Source organism: Pectobacterium sp. PL64 (assembly GCF_022477975.1).
Classification (GTDB): Bacteria; Pseudomonadota; Gammaproteobacteria; order Enterobacterales; family Enterobacteriaceae; genus Pectobacterium; species Pectobacterium jejuense.
Genome location: NZ_CP092070.1, coordinates 3,928,699 through 3,943,716, shown reverse-complemented (window position 1 = coordinate 3,943,716; position 15,018 = coordinate 3,928,699). Strand labels below are relative to the sequence as shown.

Genomic DNA, 15,018 nt, shown 5'->3' with positions numbered 1-15,018 from the left:
GCGAGCGGTTTTTCGCTCGCGACTCTTTTTCAGGCAACTAATATCAAAGCGAATCGCTCTGCATCATCTGCTCTAGCTGTTCCTGCGCATCCAGCCAGGATAGCTCCGTTTCTTCCAGCTCGATTTTGACTTTGGTTTGCTGTTGCAGGCAGTCGGTGAGTTCGGCCTTGCGGCTGATGTCGTAGATGGCACTGTCCGCCAGCCGAGCTTCCAGCGCTGCCAGCGTTTCTCCCAGCTTTTCCATTTGCTGTTCAAGCTTGGTTATCTGTTTGCGCAGCGGCTGCGTTTGCGTTCTCAACTCGGCTTCGCGGCGTTTCTGATCTTTTCTGCCTTGCGCGCTGTTGGCCGTATTTTCTTTTGGCGCTTCATCGGCTGCATTTTCCTGACGTTGCAGGCCGACCAGCCACTGCTGGTAATCTTCCAAATCGCCGTCAAATGGTTCTACTTTTTGGTCGTGTACCAGATAGAGATCGTCCGTAGTAGAACGGATCAGGTGTCGATCGTGCGAGACGACAACCAGCGCGCCTTCAAAATCGATTAACGCTTCGGTCAACGCCTGACGCATATCCAGATCGAGGTGGTTGGTCGGTTCGTCGAGCAGCAGGAGGTTCGGGCGCTGCCAGACGATCAGTGCCAGCACCAGACGGGCTTTCTCGCCACCGGAGAAGCGCTCGGTGATCTCGGTGACTTTGTCGCCCTGAAAACCGAAGCCGCCGAGGTAGTCGCGCAGCTGCTGTTCCGTTTCCCGCTCTGCCAGACGCACCAGGTGCTGCAAGGGTGATTCGTCCGCACGTAGAAACTCTAACTGGTGCTGGGCGAAATAACCGAGCTTCACACCTTTTGCCAGCCCAATTTCCCCTTTCAGCGGGGCGAGCGTGCCAGCAAGCAGTTTGATCAGCGTAGATTTACCCGCACCGTTATGGCCGAGCAGCCCGATGCGGGAACCCGGCACTAAATTGAGTTTAATGGATTCCAGAATCGGCTTGTCGTTGTAGCCTGCGCTGACCTTTTCCATCTTCATCAGTGGATTGGGCAACGACTCCGGGGCGCGAAAACTGAAGCGGAAAGGGTTATCGACATGCGCTGGCGCAATCATCTCCATGCGTTCCAGCATTTTTATCCGGCTTTGTGCCTGCTTGGCTTTGGTCGCTTGTGCGCGAAAGCGGTCGATGTAGTGTTGCAGATGCGCGACGCGCTCCTGCTGATGTTCATAGAGCGATTGCTGCTGTGCAAGACGGGTGGCGCGCTGGCGTTCAAACGAGGAGTAGTTACCCGTGTACTCATTGAGCGACTGCTGCTCAATGTGCAGAATCTTGGTCACCACCGGATCGAGGAAATCACGGTCGTGCGAGATCAGGACCAGCGTGCCGGCATAGTTTTTCAGCCATTTTTCCAGCCAGATGACCGCATCCAGATCGAGGTGGTTGGTCGGTTCATCCAGTAACAGCAGGTCTGAACGACAGATCAGCGCCTGTGCCAGATTCAAACGCATCCGCCAGCCGCCGGAAAAAGCACTGACGGGCTGTTGCAACTGTGACTGAGAAAATCCTAGCCCGTTTAGCAGGCTTGATGCTCTGGCCTGAATCGTCCAGGCCTGAATGGCATCCAGCTTGCCGTGCAGCGTGGCAATGGCGTTGCCATCGTTTTCTTCGTTGGCGGTCTGCAACGCGGCTTCCAACTGGCGAAACTCACGGTCGCCGTCAATCACGTAGTCCAGCGCGGGTTTATCCAACGCAGGCGTTTCCTGATTGACCCAGGCCAGTGACCAGTTTTGCGGGAAGGTCGCACTGCCACCGTCGGCGCTGATTTCGCCTTTCAGTAATGACAGCAGTGTAGATTTACCACAGCCGTTTTTGCCAACCAGGCCGACTTTCTGGCCGGGATTAACCGTTGCTGTCGCGTTGTCGATCAGAACGCGCACACCACGTCGAATTTGCAGCGAAGAGAAAACAATCATAAAGCGCCGTATGTTCAGAGTATGTTAAATTATGGACATATCAGGACACGCGGTGCCCTGTTTTTAGTCGTTGCGCTGCATGGTAACGGAAAACGATTATTATGACGACGCTTTGGAGGGGAATGATGTCGCAGCCACCGAAGATTTTGCTGCTGTATGCCCATCCGGAACCACAGGACTCGGTAGCGAACCGGCTCTTATTGCAACCGGCTCAGCAGTTGGCGAATGTAACTGTGCACGATCTTTACGCACACTATCCTGACTTTTTTATCGATATTCATCATGAGCAACAGCTGCTGCGTGAGCATCAGGTCATTGTTTTCCAACATCCGTTTTATACCTATAGTTGCCCGGCTTTGCTGAAAGAGTGGCTCGATAGGGTGTTATCCCGTGGTTTTGCCAATGGGATCGGCGGGAATGCGCTGGCGGGGAAATACTGGCGTTCGGTGATTACAACGGGTGAGCCGGAAGATGCCTACCACGTTGACGGGAGCAATCGCTACCCGATGGACGATTTGCTACGTCCGTTTGAGCTGACGGCAGCAATGTGCCGTATGCATTGGATGCACCCCATGATTATTTACTGGGCGCGTCGGTTACAGCCCGATGTGTTGTTGAATCAAGCCAAAGCTTACGGTGAATGGCTATCCTCCCCTTTACCTGAAGAGGAACGCTAATATGGAGAGTTCTGCGCTACTGACCGCCGGAGTCTTGTTTTTGTTTGTGGCGGTAGTAGCTGTACCGATTGCTGCCCGATTAGGAATTGGTGCCGTACTGGGCTATTTGATCGCTGGGATCGCCATTGGCCCGTGGGGGCTTGGCTTTATCCGTGATGTGGAAGCCATCCTGCATTTCTCTGAGCTGGGCGTCGTTTTCCTGATGTTCATCATTGGCTTGGAACTGAATCCGTCCAAACTCTGGACGCTGCGCCGCTCGATCTTTGGCGTTGGGGCGGCTCAGGTTGGACTGAGTGCGCTGATTTTAGGCGGAGCCCTGTATCTGACGGATTTCTCGTGGCAGTCCGCGCTGATTGGCGGCGTGGGGTTGGCGATGTCGTCAACGGCCATGGCGCTGCAGCTGATGCGCGAAAAGGGCATGAACCGCAATGAGTCGGGACAGTTGGGCTTCTCTGTTCTGCTGTTTCAGGATTTGGCCGTTATCCCTGCGCTGGCGCTGATCCCGATTCTGGCTGGTGTGCAGGGGGATTTCGGCGATTGGGAACGGATTGGGCTGAAGGTTGCCGCGTTTCTCGGCATGCTAATCGGCGGTCGCTATCTGGTGCGTCCGTTGTTCCGTTTTATTGCGGCATCCGGCGTGCGCGAGGTGTTCACCGCCGCCGCGCTGTTGCTGGTGCTCGGCTCTGCGCTGTTTATGGAAGCATTAGGGCTTTCCATGGCGTTAGGCACCTTTATCGCCGGTATTCTGCTGGCGGAAAGCGAATATCGGCATGAATTGGAAATTGCCATTGAGCCGTTCAAAGGCCTGCTGCTTGGGCTGTTCTTTATCTCTGTAGGCATGGCGCTGAATCTTGGGATCCTCTACACCCACATCGTGAAGATTATGGTTGCGGTGCTGGTGCTGGTGGCAGTGAAAGCGGCCGTACTGTATTTCCTTGCGCGAATTAATCGTATGCGCCGCTCCGAGCGCTTGCAGTTTGCCGGGGTGCTGAGTCAGGGCGGTGAGTTCGCTTTCGTTCTGTTTTCCGCTGCGGCGTCATTCAACGTATTGAAAGGCGAGCAACTGCCGCTGTTGCTGGTGACGGTGACGCTATCCATGATGACGACGCCGTTGCTGATGCAGTTGATCGACCGCATTCTGGTACGTCGTTACAACGTGCAGGATGTGCCGGATGAGAAACCGTATGTCGAGGATGACGAGCCGCAGGTGATCGTGGTGGGCTTCGGGCGTTTCGGACAGGTGATTGGTCGCTTATTAATGGCGAACAAAATGCGGATTACGGTTCTGGAGCGTGATATCAGCGCCGTGAGCCTGATGCGCAGCTATGGTTATAAGGTTTATTATGGTGATGCTACTGAACTGGAACTGCTGCGCTCGGCGGGCGCGGATAAGGCTCGCTCCATTGTGATCACCTGTAATGCGCCAGAAGATACGATGGAGATTGTGCATCTCTGTCAGCAACACTTTCCAAATCTGGAGATTCTGGCACGGGCACGTGGGCGTGTTGAAGCTCATGAGCTGTTACAAACAGGCGTAAGACATTTCTCGCGTGAAACCTTTTCCAGTGCGCTGGAGCTAGGGCGGAAAACGCTGGTGACGGTGGGCATGCACCCCCATCAGGCGATGCGTGCACAACAGCATTTCCGCCGTCTGGATATGCGCATGCTGCGTGAACTGATGCCGCAGTTGACGGGGGATGTCGCGCAAATCTCTCGTGTGAAAGAGGCTCGCCGTGAGCTGGAGGATATTTTCCAGCGAGAAATGCTGCGCGAGCGACGTCGGCCGAGTGTATGGGATGAGGACGACGAGTAAGAACCAATAACGCCTATTGGAGTTCTTTACAGATGCTGGAACGGCGAAGAATGGGAGTTATCATGCGTAAACGCTTTATTGCAGGGGCTGTGTGCCCGACGTGTCAGGCTCAGGATACGCTTGCCGTTGGACGAGAAGATGACGTTGAGGTTGTGGTGTGCGTGAAGTGCGGATATCGCCAGAGCCAGACAGAGGAACCTGCGACGGCATCTGCCCCGCAGTCTAACGAGATTATCGGGATCTTCCGGCCAGAATGAGGGATGAGTGTCGTGGTGGCATTGTCACCAACCGTAGACGTTTTTTGATTCCAGACGGTACATAGGGACATTTTTCAGCTACAATTTGCGCCAGTTTGATTTCCAACGGTAGGAGATATCATGAAAGTAGCAAAAGATCTGGTGGTCAGCCTGGCCTATCAGGTACGTACAGAAGACGGTGTGTTGGTTGATGAGTCTCCGGTGAGCGCGCCGTTGGACTATCTGCATGGTCACGGTTCCCTGATTTCTGGCCTGGAAAAAGCGTTGGAAGGCCGTGAGGCTGGCGCGAAGTTTGATGTGAACATCGGTTCCAGCGACGCTTACGGCAACTATGATGAGAATCTGGTTCAGCGCGTACCGAAAGATGTCTTTATGGGCGTTGACGAGCTGCAGGTTGGCATGCGTTTCCTGGCTGAGACCGATCAGGGTCCAGTACCAGTTGAAATCACCGAAGTTGAAGACGACCACGTTGTTGTCGACGGCAACCACATGCTGGCAGGCCAAAACCTGAGCTTCAACGTTGAAGTTGTTGCTATCCGCGAAGCGACGGAAGAAGAGCTGGCGCACGGTCACGTTCACGGCGAACACGACCATGAACACGGCGACGGCTGCTGTGGCGGTCACGGCCATGATCATGACCACGATCACGGTCACCAGCACGGTAAAGGCGGCTGCGGCGGCAACGGTGGATGCGGCTGCCACTAATTAGTCGTAGCGCATAAAAGAAACCTCAGGTTGATGAAGATCACCTGAGGTTTTTTTATTTGTGTTTATATCTGGACGGTGGTGAGCGCCGATATAACGGGCGCGAATCTCAGTAATGCGGCGGCGGCGTTTCTTCCGACTGAGGGGCAACGAGCGAGGTTTGCTGGCTGCGCAGCCGGTCGGTGAGTAGACGGACATGTTCACGCAGGCGGCTAATTTCCCGCTCGTGTTGAATAACCGTTTGGTTAAGTTCTTCTATGGTTAATTCCTGAAAAGCCTGTCGGCTTTCCAACTGTTCGAGCCGTTCTTCAAGTGCTGATGGTGACATCGGTATTCCCCTTACTTCTTGTTACCCGCGAGTTTGTCAGAAAGCGGAAACTTCTGGTAGTAAAAACGGTCGCAGTAGGGCGCAATGCACTATCCGGATCGGGGCATATCGTTGCCAGAAGGCCTTAGGACGACACAAATGATGTCAGAAAAGCTTCCTGACGTTTTTTATCAAAGGATTGTCGCGTGCGTCGTTGTGTTGTCTTCGTCCGCACAGTTATAGTAGGCGCGAATTTATTTTAATGATGGCTGGAGCGCGTCGCTCCAGATGCTGGAGAAATGGATGAAATCACTGTTTAAAGTAACGCTGTTAGCAACAACGATGGCTCTGGCTCTGAACGCAGGCCAGGCTCTGGCGGCAGACAAAGCGCAGGCATCTGACACCACTGCGGCAGCCAAATTCAAGAACGATGAGCAGGCAGCAGCTTATGCGTTAGGTGCATCTTTAGGGCGTTACATGGATAACTCTCTGAAAGAGCAAGAAAAATTAGGTATCAAACTGGATAAAGATCAGCTGATTGCTGGCGTTCAGGATGCCTTTGCTGATAAGAGCAAGCTGACTGACGAAGAAATCGAGAAAACGCTGCAAGGCTTTGAAGGTAAAGTGAAAGCCGCTGCTGAAGCCAAGATGAAGCAAGATGCGAAAGATAACGCGGATAAAGGCGCTAAGTATCTTGAGTCCTTCGCCAAAGAAAAAGGCGTGAAGAAAACTGAATCTGGCCTTCTGTATCAGGTTGAGAAAGAAGGTAGCGGTAACGCACCGAAAGACAGCGATACTGTAGTCGTTAACTACAAAGGTACGCTGGTTGACGGTAGCGAGTTCGACAACTCCTACAAACGCGGTGAGCCACTTTCTTTCCGTCTGGACGGCGTGATCCCAGGCTGGACTGAAGGTCTGAAGCACGTTAAGAAAGGCGGCAAAATCAAGCTTGCTATCCCACCGGCTCTGGCCTATGGCGAGAACGGCGTGCCTGGCATTCCGGCTAACTCCACGCTGGTGTTTGACGTTGAACTGCTGGACATTAAATCTGAAGCTGATCTGAAAGCAGCAGATGATGCGAAAGCTGAAAAACCAGCAGCCGAAGCGAAAGCGGCTAAATAAGCATCGCGATAATGGCGCTATAACCGCAGGCTGCGACCTGCGGTTTTTTTTGTTTCACCATCACTTCCCTGCGATTGAATCCCTTTCCCGTTAACCGTGACGGCACCTATCTGTCATCTACCACCAATCTCTATCACCCATCATCAGCACAGCGCGCGTAGCACCTTCGCCAACGTCTTGACTGCCGTTTCCAGTTCATGCGGTGCGTGGGCAGCAAATCCCATGAGGAAACCAGCTTGATGTTGGCCCGAGGCATACAGTGCTGTCAGCCCGAGCAGATCGATACCGGCCCGACGCGCGGATTCCACCGCGTCGTGTTCAGAGATGTCACGGATGAAGATACAGGGCATCTGCATGCCTCCGGCCGGCACTCGTGGCTCCACGAAGTCAGCCAGGTGGTGACGTACCAGCCGTGCCAGCACATCGCGGCGTTCCGCATAAACGGCGCGCATCGTGCGGACATAGGCACCGAAGTGGCCTCCTTCGATAAAACGCGCCAGCGTGAGCTGTGGAATAGGCGCGCTGTGCCCATCCATCAGCGTGCGGGCCACAGTCATCGGGGCAACCAACTGCGGTGGCAGTACCATGTAGCCGATGCGCAGGCCGGGAAACAGCGATTTGGTGAAGGTGCCGATATAGATGGTTCGATCGTGCGCGTCGAGCCCCTGCACGCAGGCGGTAGGTTTGCCCGCGTAGTGGAACTCGCTGTCGTAGTCGTCTTCAATTATCCAACTCTGATGCTGCCAGGCCCATTCAATCACGGCCAGCCGCCGATCCAGTGCCAGCGTCGCGCCAGTGGGGAACTGGTGTGAGGGCGTCAGAAACACGGCTTTCGCGGGCGTATTGTGCGCATGACTTGCCTCAAGCAGGTGCTCGACCTGCAAACCATCGGCATCCAATGGGATCGGCACACAGGCAAGTCCGGCGGCTTCGAATGCCTTGCGTGCGCCATGGTACACGGGATCTTCAAGGAAGATCGGATCGCCAGCATCCAGCAATACCGTCGCACACAGGGTGAGTGCTTGCTGGGAACTGGTCAGCACCAGTACGCGATCGGGCGTGGCACGAGCTCCCCGTTCAAGATTGACATAATCTGCGATGGCGCGTCTCAGCGCTTCCACGCCCTGCGGTGGGCTGTGTAGCAGCGCCCGCGTGCCATATTCCTTTAGCACCTGTCGTTCTAGCCGTTCCCATGTTTGGAGGGGAAAGCTGCGGGTTTCTGGTACGCCGGGCGCGAACGCGCGCGGGATGATGAAGTCGCGAACGCCACCATTCTGGAACATAGCACTGCCGCGTTGACTGAGGCGCAGTGCTGCTTTGCTCTCTCCCGTTTTTCGGGCTTTGCCACGTCCCGGCAGACGCTTTGCCCGCTCCGACACGAAACTGCCGCTGCCGACGCGGCGTTCGATAAATCCTTCTGCATGCAGCTGGCTGTAAGCCGATTCGACCGTATCACGCGATACTCCCAGCGATGTAGCCAGTGCGCGTGAGGCGGGTAAGGGCTTACCCACATCAAGAATGCCATCGAGGATTAACTGGCGAATCGCTCGCTGGATGCGGGCGTGTAAGGGTAGGGCACCTTGTGCGGGGTCGCCAATCCAGGCCTTGACCGATTCAAGCTGGGCGTGTTTGAACAATTGGTCTGCCTCTTATCAGGAAAATGGTGGGGGACATCCAGCTATTTTAAATCTATAAATACGTTTCACAATCCATTCATCTTCTTCGTCAGGAGTGACGCTGATGTCGACATCCTCCGATACACAAACTCGCCACGACAGGCACGGCTGCTATCCCGATGCTGTCACGGTTGACGATTTCCAACTCAATCTGGCGGCAGTTCAGGCTCGCATCACAGCCGCTTGTCAGCGCGTTGGGCGCGATCCTGCAACAGTGCGGCTGCTGCCCGTCAGCAAGACCAAGCCCGAAAGTCGCCTGCGTATGGCTCATGCGGCTGGTTGTCGGATATTGGGTGAAAATAAGGTGCAGGAGGCATTCCGTAAATGGGAAGCCATGCAGGATTTAACCGATTTACAGTGGTCCGTCATTGGTCACCTGCAAACCAACAAGGCTAAGCTGGTGGCACGCTTCGCTACCGAGTTTCAAGCGTTGGACAGTCTGCGGCTGGCTGAAGCGCTGGATCGTCGCTTGCAGATTGAAGGGCGCTCGCTGGATGTATTTGTGCAGGTGAACACCTCCGGTGAAGCCAGCAAATACGGCTTGTCACCTGAGGATGTCCCCGCGTTCATTCAGGCGCTTCCCGCATTTTCTGCGCTACGCGTGCGTGGGTTCATGACGCTGGCGCTGTTCTCCAGCGAGGCCGAACGTGTGCGCCAGTGTTTTATACGGCTGCGCCAGTTACGCGATCGGTTGCAGCAAAACCTTCCGGTTGGCATTGAGTTGGATGAATTATCCATGGGGATGTCCGGCGATTTTGAAATAGCCATTGAGGAAGGTGCTACCGTGGTACGCGTCGGTCAGGCAATCTTTGGCGCTCGCCCTCTGCCAGATAGCTATTACTGGCCTGATAGCGCCATTACAGAATGACCGTCTTAAAAATCATAGGACGATTCCTATGTATGACGCTTCTCTACTCTTACTGACTTCGACCCGTTGCTCTTCAGGCCTCATCCAGGGATTTTTCAGGGGCGGTGAGCACCACGCGAGCAAGTGCACCGGAACGTTGCGGCCGGTTGCAGAGGAAAAATTTTCCATCGTGCAACTGAGCAATGCGCGTCACGATACTTAGCCCGAGGCCGATACCGCCATAGCGGCTATCCATGCGAACGAACGCCTTACTCAATTCACCGACTTTGCTTTCGTCGATCCCCGGTCCCTCATCCTCAACCTGTAGTTCAATATGTTGCGGCGTGCTCAGACTCACGGCGATCTGGCTGGCTTCCGGGCTATAGCGATAGGCGTTTTCTACTAGATTGCGTAGCAGTAGCTGGAGCAACGTTGCATCGCCGCGCAGAGTGATATCTTCTGGTGGCAATATCCATTTCAGCGTCTGCTGGCGTTTTTGTAGCATCTCGGCCAGTTCATCCTGCATAGGAAAAATGACGTCTTTCAGGAACGCGACATTTTGGTGATGACCCGCTGAAAACTCTTGCCCGACACGCGCAAGCAGCAAAAGCTGCTCCACCGTTTTCACCATTTTATCAATGCGTTTGATGAGCGAACTACAGTCAATCTGATGTTGCTGCTGGTGCAGTTCGAGGTGCAGCCGAATACCGGATAGCGGGGTTCGTAATTCATGAGCAACATCCGCAGTAAATTGCCTGTCGCGTTTCAACGTTTCGTCCAGACGTTGAAAAAGCTGGTTGATGGTATGGGTGACAGCCGCGATTTCTTTAATGTCACTCTGCTGTGGCAGCGGCTCCAGGTTTTCCGCTGTGCGATCCTGCAATTCTTCCTGTAGGCGGGAAAGCGGACGGGTGATCCAACTGACCGCCTGAAAGCACATGAGCAATGTCAGGATGACCATCACCAGACTTGGGATACTGAGCGAGGCGATCGCCTCATTGATCTCTTGATCGATCTGCATGTTCTGAGCGCTGGCGCTCAGGGATTTATCAACCAGCAGGCCGATCTGCTCTTCGCTTTCGTGCCAAAGCCAGAATACGCTGATCATCTGACAGACGAGCAGGATGCCGCCCAGTGCCAGCACCAAACGACGACGCATGCTGGTAACGGTGTCGGCATCGCTCTTCATGGCTGTTCACCTTTAGTTAGCAGATAGCCAAAACCTCGCAGGGTCCGGATGCGGTCTTTCCCTATCTTGTGACGCAGATTATGGATATGCACTTCCAGCGAATTGGAGGACGGGTCGTCGTTCCAGGCGTAGATATCCTGATGCAGAACCTCGCGATGTACCTGAGAACCGGCTTTCAACACCAGACGGGACAGGATCGCAAACTCTTTTGGCGTCAGCACCACTGGCTTGCCGTCCAGTAACACCTGTTGATTGTTTAAGTCCAACGTAATGTTGTCGACCTGTATTGTGCTGTTGCTTGAACCCTGATGGCGGCGAATCAGCGCGCGTACGCGCGCCTGTAATTCCGTTAGGGCGAAAGGTTTGGCAAGGTAATCGTCTGCGCCGACATCCAGCCCGCTGACGCGATCGTTTACCTTATCCCGCGCCGTTAAGATGAGTACGGGATGCTGGTAATGATTCTTACGCCAGCGCGAGAGCAGGGTGAGTCCGTCTTCATCCGGTAAGCCAAGATCGAGAATAACCAGACTGTAATGCGCACTGCTGATGAGCGCATCCGCTTCTTTGGCCGAGCCTGCGCAATCGCAGGCATAGCCTTCATGACTCAACGCCAATAATAATCCTTCCTGCAACAGCTTATCGTCTTCAACAATCAATAATTTCACGTTGCCTTGTCCCTGCACGGATGAAGGATATCGAGCTGAGGCTGATATTCTTTCGTGGCGATAGTAAACATCCCCAGTATGGTATGGAAAAGATTATCTTGCGAGTAATCCAGCTGTTTTGCGTTCTGGCGCAGACAGGTGTCCTGAATGCCCTGTTGCTGCAGGTAACCCGTTGATAACCACATCAACATCGGTACGTGCGTTTGCTGCTTCGGCGCAATTGAGTAAGGCATGCTGTGCAGGTAGATGCCGTTTTCCCCTAACGATTCGCCGTGGTCGGACAGGTAAACCAGCGACGTATTAAATTTATCCTGATGCTGTTTCAGTAAATTGATCGCTTTATCCAGAACAAAATCGACATACAGGATCGTATTGTCATACGTATTGGTCAGCGCTTCCTGCGTACAGGTTTGAATCTGATTGGTATCGCACGTTGGCGTAAATTTCTTAAAGGCGTCAGGGTAGCGCTGGTAATAGCTCGGGCCGTGGCTGCCTATCGTATGTAATACGATAATTCCGTCGTTATCGAGCTTGTTAATATAGTCTTCGACGCCGTGGAATAACGCTTCATCGTGGCATTCGCCGTTGGTGCATAATCCCGGCAGCTTTAATGATGTCACATCAACCGTTGGCACTCGTGTACAGGCATCTTTGCAGCCGCCGTCATTTTCTTGCCAAAGTACGTTAACCTTTGCCCGCTGTAATATATCCAGCAGCCCTTCCTGATGGCTGGCTACATCGCCGTTAAAACTCTGGCGCGGCATGTTGGAGAACATGCAGGGAACAGAGACGCCCGTTGAGGTACCGCACGATGAGGTGTTTTCAAAATAAACCACATTGTCTTTTGCCAGCAGCGGATTCGTTTCTTTCCCGTAGCCGCCCAGCGAAAAGTTTTGCGCCCGGGATGTCTCGCCAACCACCAGAATAACCAGATTCTTTTTTGCCGTCGGGGATGGTGGGGCCGCTTTGTGGGCATCCAGACCAATTTGCTCTAGAGGCAAATTAGCCAGCACACTATGTTTATGGTAGGACAAACTGGCCGCCACAATATTGCTGGGCGTAATCGCTTTTACCAACTCTTTGTTATTACGCATGAACGAGGCGTAATCTTTATAAAAGAATGCCGCGACGGATAAAATGGCGAATAACGAAATAATGACGCTAAGAAAGCGCATGCCAATATAGAGCGCTGTCGGCTTGGCGGGCTTTATTTTTATCCAGACGGCGAGCGCCGCAGGAATGACGCCAATAAAGAATACCCAGGCGACAAGCTGTGGCGTCAGCAGTGAAAAGGATTCGCCAGCTGTTGTCTCCAGGATATTCTGGATCATAGTGCGGTCAATGATAATGCCGTAGTTCAGCATAAAGTATTGCGCTGCGGCACCGGTCAGCAGGAAAAGAACAATGACGCCCTTACGCAGATAAGGTACTGCCAGAAGCGTGAAAATGATATTCAGCACCGCGAAAATCACAACGGGCATGCTGAGAAAGAAAGGGATATTAATCCAGTCTGCCATGTCCAGCAGTTGCAGCGTCTGGCGATAGTAGGCAATGTTCTGGACCAGAGTAATAAAGGCAGAAAATATCAGCACGAACGTGATGCTGCTCAGGTGTGGTCTGCCCATCGGTATTCGTTTTTTCATACACGTCTCTCGTGATTTCCATGATGGAGAGGAAAGAAGACGCTGACTCTAGCGGGATTAAATTAATGCAACCTTAAGAGGTAGCCCGTGAAATTCAGGGACGCGAGTGTGGACATTTGCTAGACTGTGTCCCTTGTCAATACAAAATAAATAGACCCGTCATACTTCAAGCTGCTTGTGCGTTGGCCGCCCTTACTCACCCCAGTCACTTACCTGAGTAAGCTCCTGGGGATTTGCGCGGTTGCTGCGTTACAAGGCCATAAATGGGCCTTGCCCTAAAGGGTCAACGCAGAGCGTTGTTCAAAACGCTAACGTTTTGTCACGCAGCTCGAATTATTGGGGGGATAATGACGTTGAGGGTGGTGTCTGCCATGTCTAATTCGCTTGTATCTGGCGAATCTTATGAGCTTGATTTGCTGGATGAACGTCCTTTCAGTCAAACGGACTATGAGATCCTGAAATCGTATGAAGCGGTGGTTGATGGCTTGGCCATGTTGATTGGCGAGCATTGTGAGATTGTGTTGCACTCGCTTGAGGATCTTAAATGTTCTGCCGTGCGTATTGCCAATGGAGAACATACTGGTAGGAAGATTGGCTCGCCGATTACGGATCTTGCATTGCGCATGCTGCATGACATGGCAGGTGAAGATAGCAGCGTGTCGAAAGCCTATTTTACCCGCGCAAAAAGCGGCGTGTTGATGAAATCAGTGACGATTGCCATTCGCAATCGCGAGCAGCGTGTGATTGGGCTGCTGTGTATCAACATGAATTTGGATGTGCCTTTCTCCCAGATTGTGCAGACCTTTATTCCACCTGAAACGCACGATGCCGCCTCTTCCGTTAACTTTGCGTCATCCGTTGATGATCTTGTGGCACAAACGCTGGAATTTTCGATTGAGGAAGTCAATGCGGATCGCAACGTCTCCAATAATGCGAAAAATCGCCAAATCGTACTGAGCCTGTATGAGAAAGGCATCTTTGATATTAAAGACGCCATCAACCAGGTCGCCGAACGCCTCAATATCTCCAAACACACGGTCTACCTTTATATTCGTCAATTCAAAAGCGGCGACTTCAGCGGGCACGAACGTTAATGTTGAGTTACTGTTTGCTGGTGACAGGCCCGGCTTATGGCACACAGCAGGCAAGCAGCGCGTTGCAGTTTGCACAGGCGCTGTTGGCTGAAGGGCACAGACTGAAAAGTGTGTTCTTCTATCGCGAGGGCGTGTTGAATGCCAACCAGCTAACGTCACCCGCTAATGATGAGTTTGATCTTGTCCGCGCCTGGCAGCAGTTGGGTAAAACGCATCAGGTGGCGCTGAATGTCTGTGTCGCCGCGGCATTACGCAGAGGTGTGACCGACGCGCAGCAAGCGACTCAGCTCAACCTTGCGGGCGCGAACCTGCAACCCGGCTTTGTTCTGAGCGGGCTGGGGGAGTTGGCGCAATCGGTGCTGACCTGCGATCGGGTTATTCAGTTTTAAGGTAGCGTTATGAAGCGAGTCGCATTTGTTTTTACGCATTCTCCACATGGGAGTGCTTCCGGGCGAGAAGGGCTAGATGCGCTATTGGCGATGTCAGCACTGACGGAAGAGATTGGCGTATTTTTTGTTGGTGATGGCGTACTGCAACTGCTGCCGCATCAACAGCCGGAAAAGATTTTGATGCGTAATTACATCGCAACGTTTGGCGTGCTGCCGTTGTACGATATCGACGCGTGTTATCTGTGTGAGACTTCTGCGCGCCAGCGTGGGTTGAGTATCGATACGGACTGGGTTTTGGATGTAGAGCTATTAGCGCCGCAAGCATGGCGCAGTAAGTTGGGCGATTATCATTCCATCCTTTCATTCTAGCGACGGATTTCCTCTTTTATGCTGCATACGCTCTCACGTTCTCCTTATCACGTTGACCTGGATGCACTCTTGCACAGTTTGGATCAGGGTGATGCGTTGGTCTTATTGCAAGACGGTGTTATCGCTGCGCTGGCGGGTGGAGATATTATTCAGCGTCTTCTTGATTCAGCGGTTCTTCTCTACGCGCTCCAGCCTGATACAGCGGCAAGAGGAATGACTGAACAAATTTCAAACAATGTGACACTCATTGACTATAATCAGTTTGTTCAACTGACAGTGGAGCACCCGCAGCAACTCGCGTGGTAACG

Annotated in this window: 16 protein-coding genes; 10 read left to right on the top strand and 6 right to left on the bottom strand. The window is 53.2% G+C overall.

The genetic code is table 11. The annotated features are described in order from the left end of the window. Positions 1–43: 43 nt before the first annotated feature. Positions 44–1,957, bottom strand: a complete 1,914-nt coding sequence (locus HP572_RS17710; protein WP_240583881.1) for an ABC transporter ATP-binding protein — start codon at positions 1,955–1,957, stop codon at positions 44–46. Between the two features lie 125 nt (positions 1,958–2,082). On the opposite strand from HP572_RS17710, the gene kefG reads away from it, so the two are divergent. The 4 genes from kefG to slyD all read left to right on the top strand — a co-directional run bounded on the left by kefG (position 2,083) and on the right by slyD (position 5,409). Continuing rightward, complete coding sequence (kefG, locus tag HP572_RS17705) at positions 2,083–2,634, top strand: glutathione-regulated potassium-efflux system ancillary protein KefG (RefSeq protein ID WP_240585778.1); 552 nt, start codon at positions 2,083–2,085, stop codon at positions 2,632–2,634. 1 nt (position 2,635) lies between these two features. After that, positions 2,636–4,447 carry a glutathione-regulated potassium-efflux system protein KefB gene (gene kefB, locus HP572_RS17700; protein ID WP_039320306.1) on the top strand — a complete coding sequence of 604 codons (1,812 nt, stop codon included), beginning with the start codon at positions 2,636–2,638 and terminating at the stop codon, positions 4,445–4,447. Between the two features lie 62 nt (positions 4,448–4,509). Beyond that, entirely contained in the window at positions 4,510–4,704 is a 195-nt protein-coding gene (locus tag HP572_RS17695; protein WP_240583880.1) for a YheV family putative zinc ribbon protein, read from the top strand. A 120-nt stretch (positions 4,705–4,824) separates the two neighbouring features. Beyond that, positions 4,825–5,409 carry a peptidylprolyl isomerase gene (gene slyD / locus HP572_RS17690; RefSeq protein ID WP_010277503.1) on the top strand — a complete coding sequence of 195 codons (585 nt, stop codon included), beginning with the start codon at positions 4,825–4,827 and terminating at the stop codon, positions 5,407–5,409. 109 nt (positions 5,410–5,518) lie between these two features. Here slyD and HP572_RS17685 read toward each other — a convergent pair whose 3' ends face one another. Then, positions 5,519–5,737 (bottom strand): protein SlyX, encoded by a 219-nt coding sequence (locus HP572_RS17685; protein WP_010277499.1) that lies wholly within the window; start codon positions 5,735–5,737, stop codon positions 5,519–5,521. 282 nt (positions 5,738–6,019) lie between these two features. Between HP572_RS17685 and fkpA the strand changes: the two genes are divergently transcribed. Then, complete coding sequence (fkpA, locus tag HP572_RS17680; RefSeq protein WP_205555216.1) at positions 6,020–6,838, top strand: FKBP-type peptidyl-prolyl cis-trans isomerase; 819 nt, start codon at positions 6,020–6,022, stop codon at positions 6,836–6,838. Positions 6,839–6,981: 143 nt separating this feature from the next. On the opposite strand, the gene HP572_RS17675 is transcribed toward fkpA, so the two are convergent. After that, a complete protein-coding gene (locus HP572_RS17675; protein ID WP_240583879.1) occupies positions 6,982–8,475 on the bottom strand; it encodes a PLP-dependent aminotransferase family protein in 1,494 nt (497 codons plus the stop codon). A gap of 103 nt (positions 8,476–8,578) precedes the next feature. On the opposite strand from HP572_RS17675, the gene HP572_RS17670 reads away from it, so the two are divergent. After that, the gene (locus tag HP572_RS17670; protein WP_240583878.1) at positions 8,579–9,382 is read left to right on the top strand and encodes a YggS family pyridoxal phosphate-dependent enzyme; all 804 of its coding nucleotides are present in this window, start codon (positions 8,579–8,581) and stop codon (positions 9,380–9,382) included. Between the two features lie 73 nt (positions 9,383–9,455). Here the strand turns inward: HP572_RS17670 and pmrB are convergent, their stop codons facing one another. The 3 genes from pmrB to eptA are packed head-to-tail and all read right to left on the bottom strand — an operon-like array spanning position 9,456 to position 12,858. Beyond that, on the bottom strand, positions 9,456–10,550 hold the full coding sequence (gene pmrB, locus HP572_RS17665) for a two-component system sensor histidine kinase PmrB (RefSeq protein WP_205555213.1): 1,095 nt from the start codon (positions 10,548–10,550) through the stop codon (positions 9,456–9,458). Further along, positions 10,547–11,215, bottom strand: coding sequence for a two-component system response regulator PmrA (gene pmrA, locus HP572_RS17660; protein ID WP_240583877.1), 669 nt, complete (start codon positions 11,213–11,215; stop codon positions 10,547–10,549). Before pmrA ends, pmrB begins: the two co-directional genes overlap by 4 nt. Further along, positions 11,212–12,858, bottom strand: coding sequence for a phosphoethanolamine transferase EptA (eptA, locus tag HP572_RS17655; RefSeq protein ID WP_240583876.1), 1,647 nt, complete (start codon positions 12,856–12,858; stop codon positions 11,212–11,214). The genes pmrA and eptA overlap by 4 nt, the downstream gene beginning before the upstream one ends. Positions 12,859–13,229: 371 nt before the next feature. On the opposite strand from eptA, the gene HP572_RS17650 reads away from it, so the two are divergent. From HP572_RS17650 to tusB, 4 genes are read left to right on the top strand one after another with little or no spacing between them, the layout of a single operon-like run. After that, positions 13,230–13,952 (top strand): transcriptional regulator, encoded by a 723-nt coding sequence (locus HP572_RS17650; RefSeq protein ID WP_240583875.1) that lies wholly within the window; start codon positions 13,230–13,232, stop codon positions 13,950–13,952. Next, positions 13,952–14,341, top strand: a complete 390-nt coding sequence (gene tusD, locus HP572_RS17645) for a sulfurtransferase complex subunit TusD (RefSeq protein ID WP_240583874.1) — start codon at positions 13,952–13,954, stop codon at positions 14,339–14,341. The genes HP572_RS17650 and tusD overlap by 1 nt, the downstream gene beginning before the upstream one ends. 9 nt (positions 14,342–14,350) lie before the next feature. Beyond that, positions 14,351–14,710, top strand: coding sequence for a sulfurtransferase complex subunit TusC (gene tusC, locus HP572_RS17640; RefSeq protein WP_240583873.1), 360 nt, complete (start codon positions 14,351–14,353; stop codon positions 14,708–14,710). Positions 14,711–14,728: 18 nt separating this feature from the next. Then, positions 14,729–15,016 carry a sulfurtransferase complex subunit TusB gene (gene tusB / locus HP572_RS17635; protein ID WP_240583872.1) on the top strand — a complete coding sequence of 96 codons (288 nt, stop codon included), beginning with the start codon at positions 14,729–14,731 and terminating at the stop codon, positions 15,014–15,016. The last annotated feature ends 2 nt before the right edge of the window (positions 15,017–15,018 follow it).

Excerpts from the sequence above, each read along its gene's own strand:
- HP572_RS17710 (WP_240583881.1), bottom strand. The coding sequence starts at position 1,957 with ATGATTGTTTTCTCTTCGCTGCAAATTCGACGTGGTGTGCGCGTTCTG.
- kefG (WP_240585778.1), top strand. The coding sequence starts at position 2,083 with ATGTCGCAGCCACCGAAGATTTTGCTGCTGTATGCCCATCCGGAACCA.
- kefB (WP_039320306.1), top strand. The coding sequence starts at position 2,636 with ATGGAGAGTTCTGCGCTACTGACCGCCGGAGTCTTGTTTTTGTTTGTG.
- HP572_RS17695 (WP_240583880.1), top strand. The coding sequence starts at position 4,510 with ATGCGTAAACGCTTTATTGCAGGGGCTGTGTGCCCGACGTGTCAGGCT.
- slyD (WP_010277503.1), top strand. The coding sequence starts at position 4,825 with ATGAAAGTAGCAAAAGATCTGGTGGTCAGCCTGGCCTATCAGGTACGT.
- HP572_RS17685 (WP_010277499.1), bottom strand. The coding sequence starts at position 5,737 with ATGTCACCATCAGCACTTGAAGAACGGCTCGAACAGTTGGAAAGCCGA.
- fkpA (WP_205555216.1), top strand. The coding sequence starts at position 6,020 with ATGAAATCACTGTTTAAAGTAACGCTGTTAGCAACAACGATGGCTCTG.
- HP572_RS17670 (WP_240583878.1), top strand. The coding sequence starts at position 8,579 with ATGTCGACATCCTCCGATACACAAACTCGCCACGACAGGCACGGCTGC.
- pmrB (WP_205555213.1), bottom strand. The coding sequence starts at position 10,550 with ATGAAGAGCGATGCCGACACCGTTACCAGCATGCGTCGTCGTTTGGTG.
- eptA (WP_240583876.1), bottom strand. The coding sequence starts at position 12,858 with ATGAAAAAACGAATACCGATGGGCAGACCACACCTGAGCAGCATCACG.
- HP572_RS17650 (WP_240583875.1), top strand. The coding sequence starts at position 13,230 with ATGTCTAATTCGCTTGTATCTGGCGAATCTTATGAGCTTGATTTGCTG.
- tusD (WP_240583874.1), top strand. The coding sequence starts at position 13,952 with ATGTTGAGTTACTGTTTGCTGGTGACAGGCCCGGCTTATGGCACACAG.
- tusC (WP_240583873.1), top strand. The coding sequence starts at position 14,351 with ATGAAGCGAGTCGCATTTGTTTTTACGCATTCTCCACATGGGAGTGCT.
- tusB (WP_240583872.1), top strand. The coding sequence starts at position 14,729 with ATGCTGCATACGCTCTCACGTTCTCCTTATCACGTTGACCTGGATGCA.